This is a genomic window from Alcaligenes sp. GW821-FHT11D07, from assembly GCF_058808495.1.
This window is the reverse complement of sequence record NZ_JBXART010000001.1, coordinates 1,733,238-1,760,111: the sequence shown is the minus strand read 5'-3', so window position 1 is coordinate 1,760,111 and position 26,874 is coordinate 1,733,238. Positions and strand designations below refer to the sequence as shown.

Here is a 26,874-nt window from a genome sequence, read left to right as displayed (position 1 = left end):
AGGACATGACGACCTTACAGCAGAACTTGTGCCAGGACTGGCAGAACGTATATCAAGGGGCCGGGCAGGCGATTGACTGGGTTGAAAACGCCCGTGGTTCTTCGCAGCGCTTGAATGCTCAGGCAGACAGCTTGTTGCTGGAACTGCGCCGTGCGCGTAATACCGCACGCAGCTTGGGTACGGTTTCCGGTCGCCCGATGACGATTGGTTTTTTTGGCCTGTCCCAGGCCGGCAAGTCTTATTTGATTTCCAGTCTGGCGGCGGGAGCCAATGGCCGTCTGGAGACCAATTACGGCGGCGAAACTATCGACTTTTTGCGTCATGTGAATCCACCCGGCGGCGGTAAAGAAGCCACGGGTCTGGTCACCCGTTTTACGCGCACTGAACACAAAGGGCCTGACGCCTTTCCCGTCGAACTGCAGATTTTCTCTGAAGTCGATATGGTCAAAATCCTGGTCAATAGCTACTTCAATGACTTTGACAAGGAACAGATCGGCTACACCTTCAGTGCCGAGCGCATCAATGAGCTGATCGCTTCTTTGAAAAGCCGCGCGGGCGCGGCCCAGGGTGGCTTGAGTGCAGATGATGCGGTGTCCCTGTGGGACTACGTGCGCGGCAGCTTCGGTAATAGCACCCGGATGCTGGACGATGCCTACTGGCCAGCCGTCATTCGCCTGGCTCCTGCACTGGGTCTGGAAGACCGGGCGCGCTTGTTCTCAATTTTGTGGGGAGAACAATCGGAGCTGAGCGAGCTGTACATCGGCTTGGCGAAAGTGCTGCAAGTGCTGGGCCACCCAGCCAAGGTCTACGCACCGTTGGCGGCCTTGATCCGCCGCGAGGGCGATGCTTTTGTGCAGCAAGACAGCATTATGAACGTGGATGTGCTGGAATCCTTGGGCAGCCCCACTGAAAAAAGCCTGGGAGTGCTGCCTGTACGTGAACAAGATGGGCAGCAGCAGGTTGCCGCGCAGCCCGTGGATGTACCCTTGGCGCATTTGGCGGCCTTGACGGTGGAACTGACCTTTCCCCTGATCGGTGCGACTCAGTCCGAGGGTCTGGACAAAGTGGATTTGCTGGACTTCCCGGGTTATCGGGGGCGCTTGAATATTCGCTCGGTCCAGGATGCGGGTGCAGCCTCTGAAAGCAGTGGTGGCAATCCCGCTTCGCAGCTGATTTTGCGTGGCAAAGTTGCGTATTTGTTTGAGCGCTACACCGATCAGCAGGAAATGAATGGTCTGGTGATGTGTACCAACTCGGACAAGCAAAGCGATGTGAAGGATGTGGAGCCTGTGCTGACGCGCTGGGTGCATCGCACACAAGGTGCCACGCCTGATGAGCGTCAGAACCGTAAAGTGGGTCTGATGTGGGCCATCACCATGTTCGACAAGCGTATTTCCAACTCCTTGATTCAAGACGATGCCCAGGTGCGTGACAGCTGGGACGGCTTGATGAAGATGAGTTTCAAAGAGCGTTTTGGTCATTGCGAATGGTTGCAGCAATGGCGTCCGAGCGAGCCCTTTTCCAATACTTTCCTGGTCCGTAAACCGGGCATGCCTACGCCCTTTATTGATCTGGGCACGGATAATCGCGAACTGTCCCTTACCGCTTCTGTCGTGGACAAGATGGAGCGTATGCGGGCCAGCTTTATCGTCAATCCTTTGGTGGGCCAGCAGATCAGTGATCCTGCCCAAGCCTGGGATGCCATGCTGGCCTTGAATGATGGCGGCATGCAGCGCTTGAGCGGCTATGTGGCGCAAATTGGCGGTCTGGATTTCAAGCTGATGCGCTTGCAAGAGCAGTTTCGCAGCTTGTATGAATCCTTGGTCAAAAAATCCCTGCATTCCTGGTATAGCCAGGATGGTGATCAGCAGTCGGTCATTAAAGAAGCCTTGGCTAAGCAGTTTCGTGAGCAACTGCCTGCGTACCGCCCGATTGTTGGCGAGTTGCTGGCGGCTTTGCACCTCTCGCAGGACACATTGCGAGAATTGTTCTTGAGCCTGGGGGCCAGCAAGCCTGAGCAAGATGAGCTGGGTGTGCCAAGCCAGGAACAGCCTTTTGAGCAGCAGTACGCCGAGCTGGTGTATCGCAAATGGGTCAGCCAGTTGCGCGACTTGCCGGGCAGCCGCGCTAATCAAAACGTCTTGCGCATGCCGGTAAATTTATTGTCCAGCCTGGTGGAGGAGCTGATTGTGGCCTCCGACCGCTGGGCCTTGCAGGGCAAGCTGTTGGAGGTGCTGACCAAGCGTCGTCAAAGCGGTGTGCGTCGCGAACGTCTGGCTGACCGCCAAGTGTGCAATGTCGCCATGACGATCAGCGAGTTCGTGACCTGGTTCTACCTGAAAGGCGATAAAGCGGCTGAAGATTTCTTCAAGAGCCCCAAGGCCTTCGGGCAAGACGGAATGCCCGCCTTGCCAGCACAGCCCCAGGACCACGGCTTGAGCTTTTTTGAACAATGGGTTGCCGCTTTGGCATACACCACCTTGCATAACGCCGGTTATGAAGGTGGGCGCGAACTTAGCCTGGAGCAAAACCAGGAACTGGGACGCATTTTGGAACGTTTTACGAATAAGAGCGTGGCATGAAATTACGATTTAATTTGCAGGCTTTAGAGCCTGCCGTCCCTGGCCGTGCTCGCCTGTATGTGCGTGATATTGATGGAGAGCTGGAGCTGGGTGAGTACGCCATCGCCATCCAGCGCAGCCAAGGAGCCCGGCATTATCTGCATTCAGCCAATAGTTGGGACGCGTCCTTGCGCTGGTTGCCACAACAAGGCTGGACCGAATACGAAGAGGGGATTGCCGTTCTGGTCGGGGTTGATATTGTGGATTCGCTGTTGGCTAACGCCAGCGACGCGTATCAAATCACCTTGGCAGACGCTGATGGAGAGTCCCTGGGACACAGCACCTTAAAACTGGATACGGCTATTTTGCCGTCCACCGCCGGTGGCAACGCTCAGGCGATGGAGCTGACTATGCCGGTGAGCGCGCCTGCTGAAGTGGCACCCGAGCTGCCTGTTGAAACGCCGCCAGTTGCAGAAGTGCCAGAACCACCTGCAGAGCCGGTGAAAGTTGAACCACCACCGCCACCCAAAGTGGAAGCACCGGCTCCCGTGCCTGAAACGCCGCCTGCAAAAAAAGGCGGCATGGGCAAATGGATTGCACTCTTGTTGCTCTTGTTGATTGTGGCGGGCGCAGCAGGTTATTGGTTCTATAGCCAATCCGCCAAAGATAGCCCGGCCGCCCCCGATGCGCCGGAGCCCAAGCCTGCGGTAGCGCAAACCGGTGCTTGCGCTATGGACAAGCTTAAAGATCGTCCCGGCTTGCAGTTTGTGCAAGAGTGCGTGAAAGAGGACAAGACCTCTGAACAGTGGCTGGCCGTGATCGAAGAGGCTAAAGCCGCTGAGCAATGCGATGTGGCCCAGCGCTTGTACGTGAATAAGGCGCAGTCCGGCGATGTGAAGATTGCGATGGCTTACGCCCGCGAATACGACCCTAAAGATCACCAGGCCCATGCCTGCTTTAGCAAGCCTAACCCGGCTACTGCGGCGTACTGGTATGAAACCGTCTTGCTGTCTGAGCCCGACAACGCGCAAGCCAAGGCGCGCTTCCAGGAGTTGAGTCAATGATGATGCGTCCCCTTGTTCGATTGAGTTTGTTTGCTGCGCTGCTGGTGGGCGCAGGCCAGGCGCAGGCTGCTGCTCCCTTACTGCAAGAGGGCAAGAAGACGCTGTATCAACGCGTGCTGACCACACCGTCTTGCCGCTTGTTTTCGTCGGCCAGCGATCAGCAAGGCAAACCCGTACCTGCTTTTAGCCGCTTTTATGTTTATCAGCGCCAAGAGCAAGGCGGGGCAGAGCGGATGCAAGTGGGGCCGGACAGCCAAGGCAAAACCGTAGGCTGGCTGGATAAGGCCTGCGCTGTGGACTGGAAAATGCAGCTGACTTTGGCCTTTACCAATCCGGCCAACCGCGACCGCATGCTGTTTTTCCAAGATCGTGCCTTGCTGGAAAAAGTGCTGGATACGCCCGACCCGGCAACCTTGGTTGCCCCTATTCGACAGTCCCTGCGTAAAGACTCGCAGGCGGACGGCGTGTTGGCGCAAGAGCCTGAGTACTTTGTGGATGTGCAGGAACAGTTTTATCTTTTGCCCGTTTTGAGCGGGGAAGAGGTCATGACTGAAAACGGGTTTCGAACCCGCTTGCTGAACGTGGCCTCGGTCACCAAACATACGGCGGATCAAAAAGAGCCGGATGCGGCGGCCAAGCAGGAGCCAGAGCCCGCCCCGGATCAGGCCCAGCGTACTTCGCAGATCAAGGGCTTTAGTGCCGCCGTGGTCTTTGTCATTGACTCGACCATCTCTATGGACCCGTACATTGACCGCACCCGCGAAGCCGTGCGCAAGGTCTATACCAAGGTGGAAGAGCAAGGGCTGTCCGAACAGGTCAAGTTTGGCTTGATTGCGTTTCGCTCCAATGTGGAAGCAGCCCCCGGCATTGAATACTTGACCCACGTGTATGCCGACCCCAATACGGTGACCAGCAGCGATGACTTTTTGGCCAAAGTGGCTGATTTAAAGCAAGCCAAAGTGTCCACCGTCGCCTACGACGAAGACGCGTATGCCGGTGTGCTGGAAGCGCTGGACAAGGTGGACTGGAACGCGTTCGGGGCACGCTATGTGGTGCTGATTACTGACGCCGGCGCCCTGGAAGGCAGCAACAAGTATTCTTCCACCGGCTTGGATGCGCCGCAGCTGCGTATAGAAGCTGCCAAGCCGGGCGTGGCGATCTACACCCTGCATTTGAAAACCCCTTCGGGCAAGAACAACCACGCCAAAGCAGAAGACCAGTATCGTGAACTGTCCACGTACAGCGGCACGCAAACTTCACTGTATTACCCCGTTAATGCGGGCGACGTGAATCAGTTTGGCAAGATGGTCGATAGCCTGGCAACGGCTATTACCGAGCAGGTCAAAGTGGCGTATCAAGGTGGCGATGCCATCGGCAGCGCGGCTCGCGCCACGGACTCCGGTGACACCACCACCGATCAAATGCTGTCTGATGCGGAACTGATTGGACACGCCATGCGTCTGGCTTATTTGGGTAAAACCACCGGCACTCAAGCACCCGAGGTGTTTCAAGCCTGGATCAGCGACCGTGATCTGGTACGCCAGAATATCCCCACCACGGATGTACGTGTCTTGCTGACCAAAGCGCAACTGAGTGACTTGAGCGATGTGGTCAAGCAAATCCTGGATGCGGCCAATGAAGGCATGATCTCGCCTACCGATATGTTCAACCGTTTGCGTTCTGTGGCTGCGGCTATGGGAGCGGACCCAAGCACTTTGAAGCAGGAAAAGGGCACCAAGCTGGCTGAATTAGGCTTGATGAGCGAATACCTGGACGACTTGCCGTATCAAAGCGCGGTTCTTACCCTGGATGAAGATACCTGGGCCAGTTGGGATGCCTTGAGCCAGGAAAAATTCATTCGTGATTTAAGCACCAAGCTGCGCCACTACGAACGCTACAACGCCGATACGGACCGTTGGGTGTCCTTGGCCGAAGGGGCGGATGCACGCGATGATGTCTATCCCGTGCCCTTGGAGATGATGCCCTGACATGCTCCGCATCAAGCAGCTAGAGGTATCCCGGGGGCAAGGCCCCCAGGCTTTTCGTGTGCAACTGCCCGAGCTCGCGCTGGACGCGGGCCAAGTCGTGGCCGTAACGGGCGTCAGTGGCTGCGGCAAAAGCACTTTGCTGGAAACCTTGGGCTTACTTTTGCGGCCAGATCAGGCTCAGGTCTTTACCTTGGGCCAGGAGGCCAAAGACATACAGGCTTTGTACGCCAGCGGGCGTGAGTCCGAACTGGCTCAGTGGCGCGCCAGAAATCTAGGTTTTGTTTTGCAAAATGGTGGCCTGCTGCCATATCTGTCAGTGTGGGAAAACATGGTTTTGCCACGCCGCTTGCTGGGCTTGCCGGTCCAGGCGGATCATTTGGATGCGGCAATTTCGGCTCTGAAACTGGAGCGTTTATTGGGTTTGTACCCAGCCGCCTTATCCATCGGCGAGCGCCAGCGCGTGGCCTTTTCCCGAGCGATTGCGCATGCGCCCGGTCTGGTATTGGCTGATGAACCCACGGCCGCACTGGACCCGGAGACCGCTCGCAATGTGTTCCAGCTATTTTTCAGTCTGGCCAAAGAACTGCACCTAGCCGTTTTGTTGGTGTCGCATGACTGGGATAGTTTGAGCGAATTTGGTATTCCCCGCCTGCAGGCCAAGCTGGAACCGGGCTTGAGTGTTTTTGTTCCCGAGGCCGCCACGCCATGCTCGTAAATATTTTCCGTCTGGCGTGGGCCGATCTGCGCTTTGACTGGCGCATTTCCTTTTGTATGGTTGCCTCCATGGTGGCGGTAGTGGCCCCCTTGCTGTTGCTCTTTGGCTTGAAGCACGGCGTGGTCACTCAGCTACAGCAGGAGTTGCTGCAAGATCCGCGCAATCTGGAAGTCAAAATGTTGACCAGTGGTAGCTATGACCAGGCTTGGTTGGATGCGCTGCGCCAGACGCCGGGAGTAGGGTATGCGATTGGCATGACGCGCTCATTGAACACGCAGGCAGATCTTCGTTTGGACCGGCGTCGATTTCTGGAGAACGTAGAGGTTTTGGCCAGTGCGCAGGGCGATCCTTTGTTGCAGGCCCAAGCCAGAGATCTGAGCGCAGATGAACTGATCATCACCCAAGAGGCTGCCCGTAGATTGGGCTGGACCTTGGGTGAAGCCGTGCACATCCGGCTTAGCCGTCGTCTGGATGGGCGGCTGGAGTATGGCGACAAGGCCATGACAGTGGTAGACGTGCTGGCGGAGCACCGCTATTCGCGTCCCGCTGTCTTTGTCGCGCCCGAAACCTTGCTGGCGCTGGAATATGCTCGTGATGGCTTTCAAACCGCTGATTTTGCATTGAGCACAGGCAAGCCCTTGGCGGCTGACATGCCGGTGCTGTATGCACGGGCCCGTATTTATGCCAGCTCGATAGAACAAGTTGGGCAGGTGGCAACGGGTTTGGAGCAGCAGGGTGTTCCTGTTGCCAGCCGCTACGCTGATATTGAGAATGTGCGCGCTATTAACCGGGTGCTCAGCCTGATTTTTAGCGTAATTGCGTTCACTGCCATCGCTGGTTGCGCGGCCTCTTTAGGGGGCGCATTTCTGGCGAATGTGGATCGCAAGCGTAAAGATCTGGCGGTCCTGCGGCTGCTGGGCATTGATAGCAGTGGCGTGATTCGCTACGTGCTGATTCAAGCCGTTTTATTGAGCCTGATTGCCTATGCCTTGGGGCTGGGCCTGTATGGCTTGGGCAGTACCTTGTTCAATCACCTACTGGTGGGCGATGGCTTGCAGACTGATTTTGTTAGCCGCATCACCGTGGCCCATGCCGTGTATGCCTTGGTGATGGTCGCGGGCCTGGCCTGCGTGGTGGCAACGATTGGAGCCTGGCGGGCCGTCCGAGTACAACCTGCGGAGAGTTTGCGTGAAATTTAATCCTTTGTTCAGTGCAGCCAGTTTGCTGCTGGGCTTTAGCGCCCTGGCGCAAGCTGAGCCTTGGGAAGAGAAGTTCTACAACCCCAAGCCTGCCGAAGGCGATGTTATTTTGCCCATGCCCTGCGAAGGCGCCATGGTGTTTCGCCGTGTGGATGTGCCAGTGGCCGGACCGCTGGACGATATGCGGGTGGTGGTGGGGCAGGAAGCCGAGGAGTGGGGCTATATCGAACACAAGCGCCCCGAGTTCATTGCAGGCAGTTTCACTGATACCAAGGCCGGTTCCTCGCGTTACTACTTGATGGCCAAGTACGAGCTGAACAAGCTGCAATATCAGGCCATGACCCAAGAGCAGTGTCCGGCCCCAAAGAACACGCTGGTGGTGCCGCAGGCCGAGATCAGCTGGATGGATGCGGTACGTTTTTCTGACCTCTATAACAAATGGCTGCGTGAAAATGCCGCCGATAAATTGCCTAAAGAAGATGGTCTGGCGGGATTTGTGCGCCTGCCTACGGAAATAGAGTGGGAATACGCCGCACGTGGGGGTTCATCCCTGTCTTCCGCAGAATTTCGGGATGTGCGTTATCCCATGCCTGAAGGCATGAATGACTACGAATGGTTTGGCGGTGCGCAGTCGTCTAACGGCGCAGTGCAATTGATGGGCCGCTTAAAACCCAATCCACTGGGTCTGCACGACATGCTGGGCAATGTGGACGAACTGATTCTGGAATCTTTCCGCTTGAACAAGCTGGATCGCCAGCACGGCCAGGCAGGCGGTTTTGTGGTGCGCGGTGGCAATTACCTGTCCAAAGCCGAAGCCCTGCGTTCGTCGGCGCGTAAAGAGTTGGCGTACTACGGCCCTAAAGGCCCGACACAAGCCAAGACCACGGGCATGCGTTTGGCGTTGGTGTCGATTGCCTTGACCTCGCGCGAGCGGGTGCAGGAAATCGAGAAAAGTTGGCAGGCTTTAGGAACCGAGCAAGGTGCCGTCAACCCCAGTGAGCCCGCCGAGCAATCTGCGGTGCAGCGCTTGGGTTCACTGGCCAGCACGCTGGAAGATGACACCCTGAAAGCCCAGCTTAAACAGTTGGAAGGGGATTTGCGGGCAGCTAATTTGCGTCAGGAAGAAATGCGCGATCAAGCTATTCGCGCCAACCTGGAATTGGGTTCCTTTCTGTGCACCAAATTAAAAGACGATGTGCTTTTTGTGGAATTGCTGCACCGAAATTACGATGCCTTGTGTGAAGCCGGTACGGACGATAAGCAATGCGCCAGCCGCAAATTGAAACTGGACGAGCAGGAAGATCGTGTCTCTAAATTGGCGCGTTATTATGCGAGTAATTTAATTGATGCATCGTCCTTGTATGGTTTGAATCTGCTGGAAAAACAAGTGCCGGTAGAGCGCCAGATCATGGAACAAAACAAGAGCCTGAATGCGTTGAAACCGTATTTGGATGTGCATTGGAAAAATCAGCAGGATTATCTGAAAACGGATTCTATTGATGTCAATGCTTGGAAAAATAGTTGTAAATCCGTACCCAACTCGTAAAAAGCGGGTCAATAAAAAATAGACGTACTTGAAATGGAAGAGGAAGTTATGCAACACGTGCGCCGTTTTACCCCTCGAACTTTGATCGGCAGCCTGATGCTGGGCGTCGCTTTGCTGTCGGGTTGTGCCAGTACGGGGAGCAGTTTGCTGGGTGGAGCCCAGGCCGATGATCGCCTGACTACCGGTCAGGATGCGAAGTTCTTTAGCCGCTCCGGCTTTCAGGCGTGTGCGGGTGCCGCCGCGGTGGGTGTGCTCGCTTGCATGCTGTCAAACTCCAGCAATAAGGCTGCGTGTGCGATTGTGGCGGGTGTGGCTGCTTGTGGTGTGGCCATGGGCACGAACTACTACATGGACCAGCGCCGCGCTGAATACGCGAATACCAGCGATCGTCTGGCCGCCATGCAAGTAGACGTGGAAATGGATACGGCCAATATTATCGAGCGCACCCAGACGGCGCAGCAAGTGATTGCCGACGATAAAAGGCAGATTGCCGATATCGAAAAGCACATGAAAGAACAAACGATGGAGAAAAAACAGGCTGAGAAACAATTGGCCCGTATCGATAAAAATATCGATGTTCTGAATCGTGATCTGAAAAACATGAACGAGAAGGTCAAGCTGTACCGCGATGTGGCCGATGCTGAACGCAGCGATGGTGGCAAGAAAGCGGAAGTGCAACGCCTGGATCGTCAGATTGATCAAATGAATGTGAAAGTGGCTGTGCTGCAAAAAGAGGTCGATGACCTGTATTCCATGCGTTCCGCCGTTACTTTGGGTTAAAGAGCTTCTTATGCGAGTATTTCTGCGTTGGACCCCCTTGGCGGCCAGCATCTTGCTGGCCGGTTGTGCCACCACCATGAGCGAGTGCGATCCGTCTGATACGGAAGCGGGCTTTTTTACCAAAATCAGTTGCGACACTTCCGGTGCGTATCGCCAGCATATTGATGCTCGCGAACAAAGCTTGCTGAGTAGTCAGGAAGCCAATGCCTTGTTTCATCAGGTCTATAAAGATATCCAGACCCAGCAAAGTTTAAGCAAGGCCAGCCTGGCTCAACAGCGTCAGGCCCAAACCGCGCTTAATCGTTCCATGGGCCAGTTGGTTCGCAGCTTGCAGGCCAGCAAAGGCAAGGAAGCGGGCTTGCAAAACCAGCTCAAGGATCTGGACAAGGGCTTGAAGGATGTGAACCGGGCTACAGAAGATGGCAGCCCGGCCGCTATTGCCCAAAAGCAACAGCAACTGCAAAAGCTGCAAAAAGACGTGAGCCGTTTGCAGTCCAGCTTGGGTTACGACGAGTAAATCTATGCAGCGTGTCATTCTTGATCCGGTCGGACCATCCTCTGCTTATCAGCAGCATCAGCACGCGCTGAGTCTGCTCAAGCAACAAGATGAACCCTTAACGCATCTGTTCTCCACCTATCAGGCTGACGGCTCTGCCACCACGGCCTGGTGGACGGGCATGCAAGGGCAGGCGGTGCCCAAGAGCAGCCTGTCTGCTGCTCAGCAACAAGCGCTGGAGGCGCGTTACCAGCAGTCGCTGGACCGGATCGAGGGCTTGAGCCGTAAGCTGGAGCAGCAGGGCGCCACTGGGGATTCCCAGGCGCTGCAGGCCTTGCTGAAAGATACAGAGGCAAAAGGGGCGGTTTACAGCGTAGGTGGCAAACCTTTGCTGGTGATGAGCGAGAACCCGGACTTGTCACCCGAGCCCTTGTTTGCGGCTTATCAGAAAAGAACCGCGCCACCGCCGGTCGTGCCGGCAGCTGCCGCTGCGACGGGGGCTGCGGCTGTGGGTGCCGCTGCCAGTCCGGTAGACGTCAGTAAGGGACGGCCATTCTGGTGGATTTTATTGGCCCTGTTGCTGGCTTTACTACTGGCGTTGCTTTTGTCCTGGTGGTTCAAGTGGCCGCCGGGCTGGTGGGACAAAGAAGTGGTGCCTCCGGAGCCACCTGCTGTGGTCCAGGCTGACCCCGTGGTGCAGGAGCCTCCCGCGCCCATTGCGCCACCCGAAGAGCCTGCGCCGGTCGAGCCTGTCAAAGAGGAGCCGGTGCCTGAACCTGTGCCCGTTGAAGAGCCGCCTGCGCCTCCTCCAGCGCCGGAGCCTCCTCCCAAGCCCGAACCACCGCCTAAGCCCAAGCCAGAGCCTAAACCCGATCCCAAGCCGGTTCCCAAGGTGTCTTCCGACCCTAACTTTGTCTGCGTCCAGGATGAGAAAGGGGAGGTGCTGAAACCCGAGGTCTACATTATTTTTGATACCTCCATGTCCATGCTCTTGAGCGTTGATGCCAAGATCGAGGATGAGGAATGGTTCTTTAATCAAGACCTGGGCGATATGGGTTCCTGGAGCGACTTTGCCAGAATGCGGGCGCAAACCTTGTTTGAAGGCACGTCCCGTATCAATGCGGCACGCAGTGCCTTTTCCAGCATGGTAGACAGCTTGCCGTCGGGACAGGATATGCACCTGGTGACGTTTGCCCAGCAGTGCATGGCCCCCATTTATCAAGGCCGTTTCAACACCGCTCAGCGAGGTCGCTTAAAGCAGTTGATTCAGAATATCGAGGCTAAGGACAGCACGAATCTGGTGCAATCCTTGAATCTGGCCGCCAGCCGAATTGATGGCGTAAATCGGGATGCTTTGATTGTCTTGTTCGTGGATGGCAACGATGGTTGTGGCGAGGATATTTGCGCGGTGTCCCGCAGTCTGGCGCGTAGCAAACCCCGTTTGCGCATTAACGTGGTGGATATCACCGGCCAAGGTTTGTCTGCATGTGCAGCCACGGCAACCGGCGGGGTGACCCTGGCCCCTAAACAGACCGGTCAGATTGCCAAAGCCCTGCGCGAAGCGACTACGGACTTTGTGAAGCGTGCCGAGCAGGCCTGCAAGTAAGCCAGATCTTTTATAAGTTCGACGATCAGCCTGGGCACGCCCAGGCTGATTCGTTTCTGGACAGACCGAAAACGACAGGGCCACAATAAGGGGCCGGACTGTTCAAAGGGGTGCCCAGGACTCTGTGCTTGTTTGCAGCTGGGCGGCTCGCTTCTATTCAGTGCGGTCTTTCTGCTGAACTGCGCATAGACTGTGGAAATGCCTACATCCCCATCCCGTACCGAGTCGCCTGAACGCCGCCTGCGCCGCATGAAGCGCAATGCCCTGGTGTTGCTGGCGCTGACAATCAGCCTGTTTCTTCTGAGCCACGCCATGATGCGCCAGGGGGAGGCCGCAGCTATCGCGGCGTTTTGGCCTTGGCTGCGCGCTTTCAGCGAAGCGGCCACCGTGGGCGCGCTGGCAGACTGGTTTGCTGTGGTGGCCTTGTTCCGCCACCCGTTGGGGCTGCCATTTCCTCATACTGCCATTATTCCCAACAAGAAAAACAGCTTGGGTGAAAGCCTGGGTGTGTTCGTGCGAGATCACTTCCTGGATTCAGCCATGTTGTTGGAAAAGCTGCGCAGCCTGGACCCGGCAGCACGGCTGGGGCAGTGGTTGTCGCAGCCAGCGCAAAGCGAGCGTGTCAGCCGTGCTTTGCAAACTGCCATGGGGGAAGCTTTACGTTTGCTGGATGAACGTAGCGTCAAGCAGGCCCTGACCGACGGCGTGCGTGCTTATTTGATGCGCATGGATATGGCGGGCTCCACTTCGCAGATTCTGGGCTTGTTGACGCGCAATGCACGTCATCAGCGCTTGCTGGACGAGGTGCTGCAGCAGCTGGGTGGCTACCTGTCTAACGAAGCCGTCAAACAACGGGTGGCCGGGGTACTGGTTCGCTACGCACAGCGAGAATGGCCCAAGCTCTTGGCCATGGTTGGGGTGGTGACCTCGGTGGATGAGCTATCGGGCAAGATGGCAGATCGACTGGCGCGTGCTTTGGTGGATGAGGTGCAGACCATTCTGAGTGAACCGGATCACCCATTGCGCAAAGACTACGAGCAATGGGTGCAAGACTATATACAGCGCCTGGGGCAGGACCCGGACTTGATGGCGCAGGTAGAGGCCATCAAGCAGCGTTTCCTGGACCATAAAGAGGTGGGCGAATACATAGACGGGGTCTGGACGGATGTGATGCGAGTGGTGCGCACTGACCTGGAAAAACCGGACTCTGCGGTGGCGGCGCACTTGCGGCAAATGACTCAGGACCTGGGGGCGCGTTTGAATCAAGACGCCACACTGCGCGAGACCTTGAACGAGCACATGCTGTCTGCCGCTGCGGGTCTGGCCGAGCAATTGCGCGAAGGTGCTAAGGAACATATTTCCCGTACTGTGCGCCAATGGGATGACAGGCAATTGGTGCGTGAACTGGAGCTCACGGTGGGCACCGATCTGCAATACATACGTTTTAACGGCACCGTCGTAGGGGGACTGGTGGGAGTAGGCCTGCATGCCATCTTGTTATTGGGTCTGGTCTAAAGACCTTGCAGCAGGCAGGCCAGCTGGATGGTTTGCGCCTTTTTTCGCCATGTTGAGGCGTTGAAAGAGCAAACCTTCCGGTAATGGGGCACAGCGTTCTCAGGCAACTTTCAGCAAAGGCACTGGCTCTTGCGTAGCCCTAGGGTCAGGCACATAGGTAGAGCGGCCAGCCGCACCTGTGTTCAATAACTGAATCGACAGTTTCAGCTCTTGGGCCTGACGGCTTAATTGGTTCACCGTTACGCCTAGACTGCGTGCCAGATCCGCATTGTCATTGGTGTCGCTGTCCATGGTGGAGACGGCATCGTTTATCTGTGCCAAGCCGCTTGCCTGTTCACTGGAGGCCGTGGATATTTCACTGATCAGATGCGTCACATCCGAGACCGATTGCATGATTTCATCCATGGTCGAGCCGGCTCGTTTGGCATGATGGGCACCGGTTGCCATGCGTTTCAATGAATCTTCCACCAGTGTTTTGATCTCTCCGGCGGCTTGCGCACTTTTCTGTGCCAGGCTGCGTACCTCTCCTGCAACCACCGCAAAACCTTTGCCTGCTTCCCCGGCACGGGCGGATTCTACGGCTGCGTTCAAGGCCAGAATATTGGTCTGGAAGGCCAGACCTTCAATAATGGCCACAATGTCGCCAATACGCTCGGAGCTGTTGTGAATGTCCTGCATGGTGCTGACCATGTCTTGCACCACTTCGCCACCACGCCTGGCGGTAGACAGGCTTTGATCGGCCAACTGATTGGCTAAGCGTGCATTGTCAGCCGTTTGCTGCACATTCATGGTCAGTTGCTCCATATTGGCAGCGGTGCGCTGCAAGGAGCCGGACTGGGCGGCGGTGCGGTTGGACAGCTGTCGGTTACCGTCTTCAATCTGGGTAGACACATCCAGGGAAGCTTGAATGCCGTGGTGCACGTCGCGGGCCAGACTCAGCAGGCTTTTGCGCATCATGTCCATGTAGAAGTACAACTGGGCAATTTCCTGGCTGCGGGTGTGCTTGGGGTTCAAGTCCAGCAGCAGATTGCCGGTGGCAATTTGCTGGGCAATATGGGTGGCACTGCGCAAGGGCTGCATCATGCGTTGAGTCACAATCCAGCCGTAGCCCAGGGTGCTCATGCTGACTAGGCCCAGAGCGGCCAGACCTGCGGTCAGATAGGTCCCTGAGGCCCCGCTCCCAATCAGCAAGCCCGCACTTAAGGCAACCAGGGTACTGGTCAACATGCCAAAGCGCAGCAGACTGGCGCGCAGGCTGCGATTCAAGGGTTGCAGCAGGGTACTGAGCACAGAGCGCCAGCCCTTGGCTTGCAACTGACCTTCGTGCAGACGAAAGCCTCGTAGCCCCTGTTGCTGGATGGAGTGATAAAGATACTCCGCTTCTTTGATTTCCTGCGCTTGAGCACGCACCCTGACAGAGGCATAGCCATTGACGCGGCCGTTTTCAATCAAGGGAATGACGCGGGCTTTCACCCAATAAAAACCGCCATCTTTGCGGCGGTTTTTGATCAGGCCTGACCAGGACCTCTGTTGCTGAAGGGTCTGCCATAGATCCTGAAAAATGACGGCCGGCATATGGGGATGGCGCACGATATTGTGGGGTGCACCAATCAGCTCCTCATGGCTGTAGCCGCTAACCTCGATAAAGACCGGGTTCGCATAAATGATGCGTCCCTTCAGGTCTGTTTTGGAGATTAAATAGGTTTTTTCGGGTACCTGTGTTTCATGTGACGTAATAGCTTGGGTTTCACGCATGATCTGGCCCTGTTAAAGACGTAGGCGGGAAAGGACTGACCATTATGTTTCATATCGACTCAACTTTGTTACTTGGTATTTTCATTAGAGTCTAAATGTGTCATCGTGATGACAGCGAAAAAATCAGATTGATAGCTGGCTTAGGATCACTATAGGGCCTTGATATTATTATTGATTCTGATTTTGTCTAATTCTAGGTATCTGCTGCGATCCCAGATTTATTGTTTTGTCTAGCTGTCACATTTGTCAGGATCGGCCAAGCTGTGGCCGATCCTGATTTTATCGCTTAACGGCGAAGCGTACCCAGACGGGCATTCGCTGTTTTGGCACTTTTGGCCTGGAAAGCTTGCGGATTCTGATAGGACAGAACCTGCATGCTGGGGGCCTGGCTCAATTGGGCCAGCGCGGGTGCGCTCTGGGCCAGATCAACCGAACCGGTGTTCAGGGCTTTAATGGCGTCAGCCAGTTCGGAAGCTTCCGAAGCCAAATCGCTCATGGTGTTGCCCAGGTCTTGGACCAATGCGGCGTTCTGTTGGGTTACGCCATCCATTTTGGCCATGGCTTCATTGATTTGATCCAGGCCACTGGCCTGTTCAATGGAAGCCGTGGAGATTTCGCCAATAATGTCGGTGACGCGTTTAACCGAGTCCACGACCTCGCCCATGGTGGCACCCGCGCGGGCAGCTTGCTCTGCGCCTACGGCCATGCGGCTGACCGATGCATCAATCAGGTTTTTGATCTCGCCTGCGGCTTGCGAGCTCTTTTGCGCCAAGCTGCGCACTTCACCGGCTACCACGGCAAAACCGCGTCCAGCTTCACCAGCACGGGCCGATTCCACCGCCGCATTCAGCGCCAGAATATTGGTCTGGAATGCAATGCCTTCAATCACCGTGACGATATCGCCAATACGGCGCGAGCTGTCGTGAATGCCTTGCATGGTTTGCACCACTTCGTTCACCACGGCACCCCCACGCTGGGCGATTTGCATACTGGCATCGGCCAACTGGCTGGCTTGATTGGCGTTGTCTGCGTTTTGGCGCACGGTAACGGTCAGCTCTTCCATGCTGGCCGCTGTCTCTTGTAAAGAGGCTGCCTGATCTTCAGTGCGCGAGGCCAGGTTGGTGTTGTTGACCTCTAGAATGCGGGCTGCATTAATGGAAGCGTCAATACCGGCACGCGCATCGCTGGCAATACCCACCAGACTCTTACGCATCAGATCCAGACAGAAGTACAGCTGGCCAATTTCTGAATTGCTCTCGCTGGAGTTGGTGTCAATGTCCAACTGCAGGTTGCCGGTAGCAATTTGCTGGGCAATCAAGGAGGCCTGATCCAGAGGGCGAATCACGCGTTGGGCAATCAGCCAGCCGTAGCCCATCATGACGGCGCTGGCCAGACACAGAGCGCCTGTCAGCCACAGACCGGAGCCTTGCGGCACACCGCCAGTCAGAGCGAAGTACAAGGCTGTGCCAGTGGTGGCCAGCGCCAATGTACCCATACGAAATAGGCTGGCACGCAGGGAATTGCTGAAAGGGCGACGCAGCTGGTTCAGCAGCTTGCGCCAGCCGGTAGGCACAGCGCGGCCTTCATGCAGACGAACCCCTTTGGCATGGCCTTCATTGATGTCCTCATACAGGCGCTCGGCTTCTTCGATCTGTTCCTGCGTGGGTTTGACACGCACCGAGGCATAGCCTGCTACGACACCGTTTTCGTAGATCGGCACGGCCATGGCGTAGACCCAGTAAAACCCACCATCCTTGCGGCGGTTTTTAACGACGCCCATCCAGGGACGCTTGTTTTGCAAGGTATCCCAGAAGTCCTGGAACGCCTCGGGCGGCATATCCGGGTGACGCACAATATTGTGAGCCTTGCCGATCAGCTCCTCGCGCGTGAAACCGCTGATGGCAATAAAAGCGGCGTTGGCGTAGGTGATCCGGCCTTTCAGGTCGGTCTTTGAAATTAGATACTGGTCGGCCCGGACGCGAACCTCGTCCTGGGTAATGGGGAAATTCTTACGCATTCATCATCCTGGAGGAGAACAAAGGGGGCGCGGGGGCTGTCAAGCCCGCATGGGCCATGCAAAAAAGAGGGAGGCTGCTGCGTTTTCTGAAAATGAGCTGTGTTGTCAGAAACCTTCTATTTTTGCGAATGGCGGACCTGCGCAAAGCGTGAAACTGTTGACTGATCCGGCCTCTGACCGAGTGCTTACTTGTCATTTATTGCAAACACTACAGTTCAAACGCTTTACGGACGTTCGGTCGTTTTCTTTAGGCTTAGATGGTTACAGGCAATACTTTGACCATCTGAAAATAATGGAAGGAATCTATTTGGTGTTTGAACGGCTTCGGGCAGGCGGGCGGGCACAGGGCTCGCTTATAATTCGCCAGACGCGCGTTGGCGCGGTTTAGAAGGAGACTATGTGATCAATACGCAGGAACCTGTAGTCAGTGCTGAGCTGGTCGCTGTTTTAGTGGCAGTCAGTGACGGCGAGCCCCGGGTTTTGACCACCGATGCAGGCCAAGCGTTGCCTGCCGGGCCGTTTCAGCACACGCACCGTTCTTTGCAAACGGGGCTGCGTGATTGGGTGGAAACTCAAACGCATCATCCTGTGGGCTATGTAGAGCAGCTCTACACCTTTGCTGATCGGGATCGTTTTGACGCGCAGGGAACGCGTATTGTGTCGGTCAGCTATGTGGGGCTGACGCGCGAAGTTGGCCAGCCTGATGTGGCTCAAGTGATCTGGCAAGACTGCTATCGCTACTTTCCGTGGGAAGACTGGCGGGAAGGCGCACCGACCATTATTCAGGACACCATCGTGCCAGCCCTGCTGGAATGGTGCGATCAAGAAGATTCTTTGCGTGCATTGCGCCGCCAGCGCGTCAATTACAGCTTTGGGCTGGAAGGGGCGATCTGGAACGAGGACTTTGTCTTGCAGCGCTACGAGCTCTTATATGAAGCCGCCTTGCTGCCTGAGTCCTGTCGGCATCGTCAGCGCGAGCAGCAAGAGCAGGGCAAGCACTACGAATTAGGTCTGGGCATGCGCCACGACCACCGCCGTATTCTGGCCACAGGACTGGCACGCTTGCGAGCCAAGATCAAATACCGTCCTGTCGTGTTTGAATTGATGCCGCCCGAATTTACCTTGCTGCAGTTGCAACAGGCCGTTGAAGCCCTGGCAGGACGTGGGCTGCACAAACAGAACTTCAGGCGCTTGATTGAACAGCAGGCTTTGGTTGAAGAAACCGGCTCCATGAGCCTGGGCGGCTCGGGTCGGCCCGCCAAGCTGTTTCGCTTTCGCGGGGATGTTTTGTTCGAACGGGCAATCTCCGGCAGTAAATTACCGTTGGCTAAACAGGCCCGTTAAAAACAAGGCCTATGGCTTGACAGCGTTTATGCTCAGGAATAGCATAAGTGCATCGTGCCATTAGGCCTTATTTTTAGCGAATCTAATACTCATAATGAGCATAACAAACACCCCTCAGCCGACTGCTCAGGCAGTAGAGACAACGGCACACCGTATTCCTTCCTTGCCCGATGTAATCCTGGAACCGTTGGTGCGCGCCACCTTGCAAGAGGATCTGGGGCGCGCAGGTGATTTGACGACGGACTCTATTGTTCCTGTCAGCACGCGTACACAAATGCGCCTGGTCGCGCGTGAAGAGGGGGTATTGGCCGGCCTGGATCTGGCCCGCTTGGCCTTTACCTTGCTGGACCCCACGCTGCGCTTTGAAGCCCAATTGCAAGATGGCGATACGCTGACCCCTGGCGCGCAGATTGCCGTGATCAGTGGCTCGGCCCGCTCCATGTTGACGGCTGAGCGCTGTGCCTTGAATTTCTTAGGTCATTTAAGTGGCGTGGCTTCGGCCACAGCGTCTATTGCTCGTGCGATTGCGCCTTATGGCACCAAAGTTACCTGCACCCGCAAGACTATGCCGGGCCTACGCGCCGTACAGAAGTACGCGGTGCGGGTAGGCGGTGGCAGCAATCACCGCTTCGGCCTGGATGATGCCGTGCTGATCAAAGATAACCACATTGCGGTTGCCGGGGGCGTCAACGCCGCTGTAGAGGCTGCTCGTGCTTATATCGGCCATCTGGTCTGCATTGAAGTGGAAGTCGATACCCTGGAGCAACTGGATCAGGTGCTTGAACTGGGGGTGGACAGCATTCTTTTAGACAATATGGACACCGCTACCTTGACCCAGGCCGTAGCCCGAGTAGCAGGCCGTGCCAAGACCGAAGCGTCGGGACGCATCACGCCAGAGACTGCCGTAGAGATTGCCCGCTGCGGGGTAGACCGAATTGCTGTGGGTTGGATTACGCATAGCGCCCGCGTGCTGGATATTGGCTTGGATGCCTGAGTAAATAAACGTGTTAGGTGTTAGAGCGGGTTTTCAAGCAGGTAAGCGGCTAGCCTTGGCAAGCTTGCTGGGGGTGGCGACACTGGCGAGCGCAAGCCTGCCCGTGCAGGCTAAAGGGGAGGCACCAGCGCAAGCGGTCAAATACCCCACCAAGCCGATAACGATCATCGTTACCTTTCCGCCCGGCGGCGGAACTGACCTGCTGGCGCGCAAGCTAGGCCCCAGATTGGAACAAGCTTTGGGGCAGCCTGTCATCATCGACAACCGTCCTGGGGCCAGCGGCAATATCGGTGCGCGTGCCGTGGCCTATGCGCGTGCGGACGGCTACACCTTATTGATGGCGAATAGCTCCTTCGCCATCAACCCCGGCGTCTTTCGTAATCTGGGATTCAAGCCTAAAGAAGACTTTGCGCCTATCGCCAATGTGGGTTTTGTACCGTCAGTCCTCGTGACCGGACAGGGTTCAGATATTCAGAATCTGGAACAAGTGCTGGAGCAGCAATCTGAACCGGCCTTGGCATATGCCTCTTGCGGAAACGGTACGCCGCAGCATCTGGCCGGAGAAATGCTTTACGACCTGCGAGGCACGGCCTTGCTGCATATCCCCTATCGTGGCTGCGGCCCGGCGTTAAATGATGTGGTGGCAGGGCAGGTGCCCATTGGCATCGTGACCTTGTCCAGCGCAGCGACTTTGATCGAGTCAGGACATTTGCGTGCGCTGGCCGTTACCTCTGCCCAGCGCAGCCCTGTTCTGCCGCATGTGCCCACTGTGGCCGAAGTTAGCGAGACAGGCTTTGAGCTGGACCAGTGGCATGGATTGCTGGCGCCTTCGCATACTCCTGAGCACATCATCACTATCTTGAACCGAGTGGTGCAAAAAGCGCTGATGGATCCGGCCATGCAGTCGCAATTGCAGGCTTTGGGTTACACCCCGCAAGCGGCCAATGAATCTGCCTTGGCCAGCGGGTTCAAGGCCATGATCTGGAATGATATTGATCGCTTTGGCGCCCTGGCTTACAAGATTGGGCTGCAGGTAGATTAAGAGGTTTTATTCTGGGCTTGATTGCGAGGTGCGCAGTTGCAGCCGTTTGCCTGCATGGGCCTTGGTATAGAAAGTTAGCTTGCCGGTAGGAAGGCAAGCGTCTTGCAGGCAAACCTGTTTTTTATTTAGAACAGGCTGTCGTCGCTAGGCTCTTCGGGGACAGGCTGAGTCGTAAACCAATGTTTTTCCAACAACAAGGTATGCGTCAAGCCGTCCTTGCTGCATGTGGAGTCGATTTCGATCTGGCCGCGTTGGCTGCCGCCCGCATTGAAATTGTCGGCCTCAACTTCGGCCGTCGCCATATAGGCTTGCAGACTCAGATCAGGTTGACCACGATCCAGCACAAACTGACGAATGGCCTCTGTGCCTAACTCATTAAGGGTGTAGGTGTAGTTCATGGTGTGCTCCTGATATTGGGCCTTGAAAATATGGGGCCTTACAGCCAAATCCTAGCACGTGGCAAGGGCAACTGTGTGTAGTGGTGCCACGCAGCTCCTTGTCTGCCGCGTCTGGCCAGCCAGGTTGCAAGTAGACAGACGGCATTGCTGATAAAGACGCCTTGTCGCTTAGCCAAGCGGCTGAAACTGGCTTGGGCTGGTCCAGGCTTCTACCATGCAGCCGGCGGGGAATCGACCTGATGATCCCCCGCGCCCCTTCTTAACTAGCTGACCATCCCTGGCGTAGCGATGATCAGGTCCCTCATGGCTTGGTGGTAGCGTACATAACCCGTGCAGCGGCAGATGTGGTTTTGTAAGCCTTCTGAGACCTTGGCTTCGATTTGCTCACGTGAAACAGGCTGCTTTTGCAAGGACTCGTACAGCACAATTCCTGCGTTCACAAAGCCGGGTGTGCAGTAACCGCACTGAAAGGCAAAATGCTCCAGAAAGGCTTGCTGCACAGGATGCAGCTGAGTGACCTTGTCCTGAGCATCGCGCTGGGCGTGGGCTTCAATCGTGCGTACTTTTTTGCCTTCAAAGTAGCTGGCTGGCGTGATGCAGGTTTGTAGCTCTTCGCTGCGTCCGTCCGGGTGGTCCACGATGACCACGCAAGCATGGCAAATACCCATTCCACAACCCAAATGCGTGCCGGTCAGCCCAGCGTACTCATGCAGAAAGTCGATCATGGGCAGGTCGGGGCTAACCTGCATCGCTTGCAAGTCCACCCGATTAATGTTCAGGCGTAGTGTTTTAGTAGGGCTGCTCATGCCAGACGCTCCTTGATTTTTTCTGCGGTCACAGGCAGCTCGCGAAAGAACTGTCCGGTGGCGTGATTAACGCCGCTGACGGCGGCAGCAATGATGGGGATCATCACCACTTCGGCAATGCCTTTAGGTGAATCTGTCTCGGAAATCGTGTCCAGCAGTTCAAAGCTGGTGTTCCAGACAGCCACATCCTTGGCGCGGGGCAGGCGATAGCGGTGAAAGTTCCAGGAGCCGTCACCGGGGCCGCCTTCATGTAGCGGCAAATCCTCGAACCAGGCTTGACCCAAGCCCATGGCTAAGCCCCCCTCGGCTTGACTCATAACCAATTGCGGCACAATGGGCCTGCCGCAGTCGATCCATGTATGTGCCGATAATAAGGTTTGCTCACCACTTTTGCGGTCCACCTCCACCTCTGTCAGCACACCCACGGCGGAGTAATACAGGTAGCCACCTCGGCGACGTGATACAGGGGGGTAGCTGACATGGCGGCGCTCCAGTCGCTGGTAACCATTCAGTGCTTTGGCCTGTTCTGTGTCGGCACCCGCACCGTAACGCAATGCCAGGCCGTCCAGTGGCAGGCGTATGTTTTGACCAGCCACCTCGAAGTCAGCCTCCGCCCATTGGTAGCGGTTAAACGCATGCAACACAACGCCGGTGACCAGTTTGAGCTCGTGGGCGCGTTTGGCCAATTGCGGCAAAGAGAGGGGCTCCAGGCCGCCGGTGCTGAGCAAGCCGTCGTCAGTCCAGCGAGCATCCTCGGGGCGTACGGTTAATGGGGCGATCTGACCCCCACCATAACCTTCCCCCCAGATGGATAGAGCGGCCGGCCATAGTCCATACAGAAACAGCAAGCGAGCCGCTTCCGAGGTGCCGTGAGAACCAAAGTAAGAGGAACTGCTGGCGTATGAGCCCGAGGATAAAACGGGGGTCCAGCGTGGATTGGTCTGGTTCTTGTCTTGATCAGGCTGTTTTAAGGTGTAGGGATTGTGAGTGGCCTGCATATCCAGCTCGGGCCAGTCAAGATGTGAAGCCTGTACTGTGTGGGCAGCGCGGCCCACCCACTTGGCACAGATTACCGCCTGGGACGTTGCCGAGCCCGTCCCAATTTCTACAATGGACGTGCGTAGGTGAACTTGCCCTTGCTCATCAATTTCAATCCCGGAATGGTCTCCCTGCGCGCCGGTGCCATAGTTTTTCATCACACAGGCAAAGCCCACGCCGTATAGCTTGTCCGGCTTGTTGGCTTCAAACTCTTTCTTTTTTTGATTACGTCCCGTCCATAAGGGATGTTGATGTGCTTTTTCTAAAATCTCCCGAGCCCGCAGCGAACCTGCGGGAATCCCGCCCTCCATATTTTTTTGGCCGCTGCGCATGACGTTCTTGATGCGCAATTCGATGGGGTCCATGTTTAGGCGAGCCGCTGCTTCGTCCAACATCAGCTCCATCGCTGTCATGGTTTGACCTTTGCCATAGCCACGCATGGAGCCTGCTTCCACTGCTCGAGAGGCCAAGGCAATCCCCCAGGAGTCGCTTTTGGGCAGGTAGTAAATACCTTGGGCGCTTTGTGCGCCGCCTGTGGTGACTGCCCAGCTACACGTGGCCCGCCCGCCGCCATCCGTCAGGCTAAAGCTTTGGTACTGCATGATTTTGCCGCTGTTCTTGTCGATAGCAATGCGGTTTTTCATGCGGCTGGAGTGTCGTTTCTGACCAGCTTGAAATTGCTCATAGCGGTCATTGGCAAGCCGTACGGGCATATTGCCTGCGAATAGGGCTGCCACTACTCCATAGTGGTTGAAAGCGCTGTGTTCTTTGACCCCGTAACCCGTGGCTGTACAGGGGTGAACGATGATGTTGTCCAAGCCAAATTGGGATGCCGCCACCATGCCCGCCGCTTCTGCACCGTCGGCCCCTGGGGTTTGGGAACCGACGACCATTTGCAGCTCTTTGCTCTGGCTGTCATACCAGCAGTTGATGCACTCGGGTTCTAAGGGGGCTCCGTCGATGGATTGGGAGTAGTATTCGCCGTCGAACACCAGCCAATCACTAGGTGGCTGATCGAAATTTTGTTGCATCGCTTCGCTTAAGGCGATGGCCTTTGCTGAATGGGTGTCCCCTTTGCTAGAGGGCCATACCGGTGTTTTTCCTTGGACCTTATCGGGGAATACGGCCCCGTCCTTCATGCTGGAGAACACATCGTCAGCCCCCAGGCTATCGCCTTCTACGCGGATATAGCGCGCACCACCGTAGGCATCCATTTCCCTGAAGCCCGTTTTCTCTCCATACGTGACTACGGCAGAGGTCTTACTGGCGTTTTTAGCGCGGCGGCAGCGATCGAAGTCTTTGTAGATCAGGATGGCGACCGGGTGGCCTAAAAAGCGTGCTGTTTTACCGACAGCCAGCAGCATCTCGTCGTTGTAATAGTCGGGCAGTTCAAGTTTGGCCGTGGCCAGGTCCTGGGCTTGAATCAGGATATCGGGTTGTAGGTCGGCACCTAGTTTTTCCAGGTCCAGGCCGCTGTACTGGTGATCAGCCTGGATAGCGCGCAGGATAAAGGCGTGAGCCTGTTGTTCTGGCCAACCGGGCATATCTTTGGCGCGGATATCGCGCACAAAAAATTTGCTGCCGGTGACTTGCCGCGTACCGTCAATCTTAAAGGGCACTTGTCGCCCTGGGCCATTCCAGGGCGTAGGGCGGGAGTCTTGTTCTCCCAGAAGGGTGGCTTGTGCCGCTTTGGGTATAAAGGGAGCCATATAAATGGATACGCCGGAAACGACACCAAATTTCAGGAATCGTCGCCGGTTAAAGGACGCTGTGGTCATGCAAGACCTCCGGATAATAAAAAGATACGTCGCGAAATAGAGAGCAGCACTCCGCTTTCAGCTAGGCAGCTGTACTGCATCGTTGAAAGGGCTTGGTAGTGGGGACGTGTCAGAACCCAGAGTCGGGCTGTTGGCCGAATGTCATGCGTGTGTCTCCGAATCGTTGTTATTAGGTAGAACCTCGCTAGGCCCTCTCTTGTGTAGGTAGCCTAGCGGGACTTAGTTATTTAGTTAGTTGACTAACTTCATAAGTATGAAGCAGTTCTGATAGTGACGGAGAACACTTTCGGGTTGCGTGATAATGATTATATTGTTTTTGTTATGACGTATTTTTTGTCTTATAAATCATGATCTTGAAATAGTGTTTTTTATTATTGGTGTTTCTACTGATCAAGTTATGAACGGTTTTGGGATGTGGTTTTATTGTGCGGGCGCCACGGATCGCGCGTGTCCACTGTCCCTGTGCGGACTAAAAAGCCAGCCCAATGGGCTGGCTCGATTCAGTCAGGCAGAGCACGTCTAGAAGCTGCCAAAAATCGTCCCCAAGGTAATTACGGTGATCAGTGCCACGATAGGCGCTGCCATGGTCACCATGGCGATATTGCCGTAAGACTGACGATGGTTCAGTTTGCAGATGGACAGCAAGGTAATGATTGCGCCGCAATGGGGCAGGGTATCCAGCCCACCGGCAGCCATCACCGCCACACGGTGCAGCAATTCAGGGCTGATGCCGGCTTGTTGAGCCATGGCCAGATAGTCCGAACCCAAGGTCTGTAAAGCAATGCTCAAACCGCCCGACGACGAACCGGTAATCCCGGCCAGCGTGGTCATGGCCACCGCTTCAGAGATCAGCGGATTGCCAGGGGCCACGTTCAGCACAAAGTCCCGAATAATCGCAAAACCGGCCAAGCTTGCAATCACCGCACCGTAACCCACTTCGGACGCGGTATTGAACAAAGGCAACATAAAACCAAAGACGCCCTTGTTGATACTTTCCCGCAGGCTCTTCCAGTGACCCAGGCGGCTGATGATCAGCACCAAATTGGCCGTAATCAGCGCAATAATCAAAGCCCACAGACCGGTGATCTTGGCAGGATCAACTTGCGGGAAGCGATCCGCCATGAAATCGAAGTTCGTGCCGGGAAAGATGCCATAGGTGAACAAGGCGTTGACGCCAATCACCAGGATCAAAGGCAGGATAGCCAGGAAGATAGGCATGGGCTTTTGCTCATGCGTGCTGTCATCGGTGCTGGCATCAAAATGATCCTGTCCGTGATCGCCATAGGTCTCACCCTTGGCCGCTGCTTTGCGAGCACGCGACTGCAACCACCACAGCCCACCAAACGCCATGATCAAACCACCAATAATCCCCAGCCCAGGCGCGGCAAACACGTTAGTGCCGTAATAAGGAATAGGGATGGCGTTCTGAATGGCGGGGGTGCCAGGCAGGGCGGTCATGGTGAAGGTGAAGGAGCCCAGCGCAATGGCGGCTGGAATCAGACGTTTAGGGATGCCCGCAGCCCGGAACAGATCTTTAGCAATCGGGTAGATCGCAAAAGCCACCACAAACAAAGACACGCCACCGTAAGTGAGCACACCGCAGACCATCACAATAGTGGCGATCGCATGGCGATGCCCCAGCTTGCGTGTAATCCACTGCGCAATCGCCTGAGCGGCACCAGAGTCAGCCATCAACTGACCAAACAAGGCACCCAATAAGAAGATAGGCAGGAACTGCAGCACATACCCGCTAAGGGCAGTCATGAAGGTAGAGGTGTAGATGGGCAGCAAGAACCCGGAGTCACCCGAGAGCAGCACCGCCAGGGCAGCCATCAAGGGGGCCAGCAACAGAACCGTCACCCCCCTGTAAGCGAAAAACATCAGCAGTAAAAGCGAGACAACGATAGCAAGCGTACTGGCCATAAATGAAGTTCCTGTGGGAAGGTCCGGATCACGGACATCGATAAACAAAGACGGATCTAACGCCAAGCAGGCAGTGTAGCAATACGCGATGACAAAGCAGCTTGATAGGGCGCAAGGGCGGGTTCAGACGAGTGGATAGAGGGGGGGATACTGATTGCTTACTTTTAGTATCATTTGTAGGGATGGGAGGTAAGGGCCTGTTGGCGGGGAAACCCAAGCAATACAAGGGCTTAGCGTTTTCATAGGAGGAAATCGACAAAAAGATGAAAAAAGATCGGAAGAAACGCTTGCCAAAAGAAGAAACCTTGC

The 26,874-nt window shown here is 55.9% G+C and carries 19 protein-coding genes; 13 read left to right on the top strand and 6 right to left on the bottom strand.

Annotation, left to right across the window (positions count from 1 at the left end):
- Positions 1–5: 5 nt before the first annotated feature.
- From AC1RSM_RS08125 to AC1RSM_RS08080, 10 genes are all read left to right on the top strand, one after another.
- Positions 6–2,582, top strand: a complete 2,577-nt coding sequence (locus AC1RSM_RS08125) for a virulence factor SrfC family protein (protein WP_492931222.1) — start codon at positions 6–8, stop codon at positions 2,580–2,582.
- Positions 2,579–3,625 (top strand): hypothetical protein, encoded by a 1,047-nt coding sequence (locus tag AC1RSM_RS08120; RefSeq protein ID WP_492931220.1) that lies wholly within the window; start codon positions 2,579–2,581, stop codon positions 3,623–3,625. The genes AC1RSM_RS08125 and AC1RSM_RS08120 overlap by 4 nt, the downstream gene beginning before the upstream one ends.
- Positions 3,622–5,613, top strand: a complete 1,992-nt coding sequence (locus tag AC1RSM_RS08115) for a vWA domain-containing protein (RefSeq protein ID WP_492931218.1) — start codon at positions 3,622–3,624, stop codon at positions 5,611–5,613. Before AC1RSM_RS08120 ends, AC1RSM_RS08115 begins: the two co-directional genes overlap by 4 nt.
- A 1-nt stretch (position 5,614) precedes the next feature.
- Entirely contained in the window at positions 5,615–6,328 is a 714-nt protein-coding gene (locus tag AC1RSM_RS08110) for an ABC transporter ATP-binding protein (protein ID WP_492931216.1), read from the top strand.
- Positions 6,319–7,527 carry an ABC transporter permease gene (locus AC1RSM_RS08105; protein ID WP_492931214.1) on the top strand — a complete coding sequence of 403 codons (1,209 nt, stop codon included), beginning with the start codon at positions 6,319–6,321 and terminating at the stop codon, positions 7,525–7,527. The genes AC1RSM_RS08110 and AC1RSM_RS08105 overlap by 10 nt, the downstream gene beginning before the upstream one ends.
- On the top strand, positions 7,517–9,073 hold the full coding sequence (locus tag AC1RSM_RS08100; RefSeq protein WP_492931212.1) for a formylglycine-generating enzyme family protein: 1,557 nt from the start codon (positions 7,517–7,519) through the stop codon (positions 9,071–9,073). The genes AC1RSM_RS08105 and AC1RSM_RS08100 overlap by 11 nt, the downstream gene beginning before the upstream one ends.
- 33 nt (positions 9,074–9,106) lie before the next feature.
- The gene (locus tag AC1RSM_RS08095; RefSeq protein WP_492931210.1) at positions 9,107–9,853 is read left to right on the top strand and encodes a hypothetical protein; all 747 of its coding nucleotides are present in this window, start codon (positions 9,107–9,109) and stop codon (positions 9,851–9,853) included.
- A 10-nt stretch (positions 9,854–9,863) separates the two neighbouring features.
- The gene (locus AC1RSM_RS08090) at positions 9,864–10,370 is read left to right on the top strand and encodes a hypothetical protein (RefSeq protein WP_492931208.1); all 507 of its coding nucleotides are present in this window, start codon (positions 9,864–9,866) and stop codon (positions 10,368–10,370) included.
- Between the two features lie 4 nt (positions 10,371–10,374).
- Positions 10,375–11,955, top strand: coding sequence for a vWA domain-containing protein (locus AC1RSM_RS08085; RefSeq protein WP_492931206.1), 1,581 nt, complete (start codon positions 10,375–10,377; stop codon positions 11,953–11,955).
- Positions 11,956–12,153: 198 nt separating this feature from the next.
- Complete coding sequence (locus AC1RSM_RS08080; RefSeq protein ID WP_492931204.1) at positions 12,154–13,470, top strand: DUF445 domain-containing protein; 1,317 nt, start codon at positions 12,154–12,156, stop codon at positions 13,468–13,470.
- Between the two features lie 99 nt (positions 13,471–13,569).
- Here the strand turns inward: AC1RSM_RS08080 and AC1RSM_RS08075 are convergent, their stop codons facing one another.
- On the bottom strand, positions 13,570–15,225 hold the full coding sequence (locus AC1RSM_RS08075; protein WP_492931202.1) for a methyl-accepting chemotaxis protein: 1,656 nt from the start codon (positions 15,223–15,225) through the stop codon (positions 13,570–13,572).
- 286 nt (positions 15,226–15,511) lie between these two features.
- Positions 15,512–17,242, bottom strand: coding sequence for a methyl-accepting chemotaxis protein (locus AC1RSM_RS08070; protein WP_492931200.1), 1,731 nt, complete (start codon positions 17,240–17,242; stop codon positions 15,512–15,514).
- 399 nt (positions 17,243–17,641) lie between these two features.
- Here AC1RSM_RS08070 and AC1RSM_RS08065 point away from each other — a divergent pair, with 399 nt between their 5' ends.
- From AC1RSM_RS08065 to AC1RSM_RS08055, 3 genes are all read left to right on the top strand, one after another.
- Entirely contained in the window at positions 17,642–18,586 is a 945-nt protein-coding gene (locus AC1RSM_RS08065; protein ID WP_492931198.1) for an NUDIX hydrolase, read from the top strand.
- Between the two features lie 94 nt (positions 18,587–18,680).
- Positions 18,681–19,580 carry a carboxylating nicotinate-nucleotide diphosphorylase gene (gene nadC, locus AC1RSM_RS08060; RefSeq protein WP_492931196.1) on the top strand — a complete coding sequence of 300 codons (900 nt, stop codon included), beginning with the start codon at positions 18,681–18,683 and terminating at the stop codon, positions 19,578–19,580.
- A gap of 55 nt (positions 19,581–19,635) precedes the next feature.
- Positions 19,636–20,622: a tripartite tricarboxylate transporter substrate binding protein gene (locus AC1RSM_RS08055; RefSeq protein ID WP_492931498.1), complete on the top strand. Its 987-nt coding sequence runs from the start codon at positions 19,636–19,638 to the stop codon at positions 20,620–20,622.
- Positions 20,623–20,747: 125 nt separating this feature from the next.
- Here AC1RSM_RS08055 and AC1RSM_RS08050 read toward each other — a convergent pair whose 3' ends face one another.
- The 4 genes from AC1RSM_RS08050 to AC1RSM_RS08035 form a co-directional block, all read right to left on the bottom strand.
- A complete protein-coding gene (locus tag AC1RSM_RS08050) occupies positions 20,748–21,020 on the bottom strand; it encodes a hypothetical protein (RefSeq protein WP_492931194.1) in 273 nt (90 codons plus the stop codon).
- 263 nt (positions 21,021–21,283) lie between these two features.
- Positions 21,284–21,826 carry a (2Fe-2S)-binding protein gene (locus AC1RSM_RS08045; RefSeq protein WP_492931192.1) on the bottom strand — a complete coding sequence of 181 codons (543 nt, stop codon included), beginning with the start codon at positions 21,824–21,826 and terminating at the stop codon, positions 21,284–21,286.
- Positions 21,823–24,642 (bottom strand): xanthine dehydrogenase family protein molybdopterin-binding subunit, encoded by a 2,820-nt coding sequence (locus tag AC1RSM_RS08040; RefSeq protein WP_492931190.1) that lies wholly within the window; start codon positions 24,640–24,642, stop codon positions 21,823–21,825. The genes AC1RSM_RS08045 and AC1RSM_RS08040 overlap by 4 nt, the downstream gene beginning before the upstream one ends.
- Before the next feature lie 519 nt (positions 24,643–25,161).
- A complete protein-coding gene (locus AC1RSM_RS08035) occupies positions 25,162–26,565 on the bottom strand; it encodes a GntP family permease (RefSeq protein WP_492931188.1) in 1,404 nt (467 codons plus the stop codon).
- Positions 26,566–26,874 lie beyond the last annotated feature (309 nt).